This window comes from Rhizobium sp. 01T437, assembly GCF_056398505.1.
Window position 1 is genome coordinate 1 of the sequence record NZ_JBFTPM010000073.1, and the last position, 541, is coordinate 541.

The 541-nt window shown below is 63.6% G+C and carries 1 protein-coding gene; it reads right to left on the reverse strand.

Translation table 11 applies throughout. The annotated features are described in order from the left end of the window. The coding region (locus tag AC1DM5_RS36545) for a calcium-binding protein (protein ID WP_477976956.1) at positions 1–524 on the reverse strand (524 nt) is incomplete at its 3' end. Positions 525–541 lie beyond the last annotated feature (17 nt).

The following is a 541-nucleotide window of genomic DNA, read 5'->3' on the forward strand; positions in this document are numbered from 1 at the left end:
TTGATGTAGCTGGCGCCCTGGGCGTCGCCGCCCGAACCCGTCGTGGTCACGTTGGCAGCGCCGAGCGTGACATTGACGGCTGCAGCCGAGGCGGAATAATCGACCGTGTCGGTCCCGGCGCCGCCATTGAAGGTGATAGTGGTGCCGTTACCAACGAAGGTGTCGTTGAGGCTCGAGCCTGCAAAGATCTCGATGCTGTCGAAAGTGTCGCCGGCCGCCTCGCCGGTGTGAACGCCGGTCTTCAGGTTGATCGTGACCTGGCCGGTGTAGTAGGCCATATCGGTGCCTGCCCCGCCGATGAGCTGGTCGGCACCGGCCCCGCCATTCAGGAAGTCGTTGCCGACGCCGCCGGTAATGACGTTGTCACCGGCGTTGCCGGTCAGGTCCGCCGCGCCCGTGCCGGTGAAGGTCAGGCGCTCGACATTTGTATAGTTTGCCATGGAATAGGCGGTGGCGGTGGTACGGATCTCATCGTCGCCGGCACCGGCGGCTTCCGAGATGACGATATTCGAAGTTCCGACCACATAGATGTCGTTGCCGG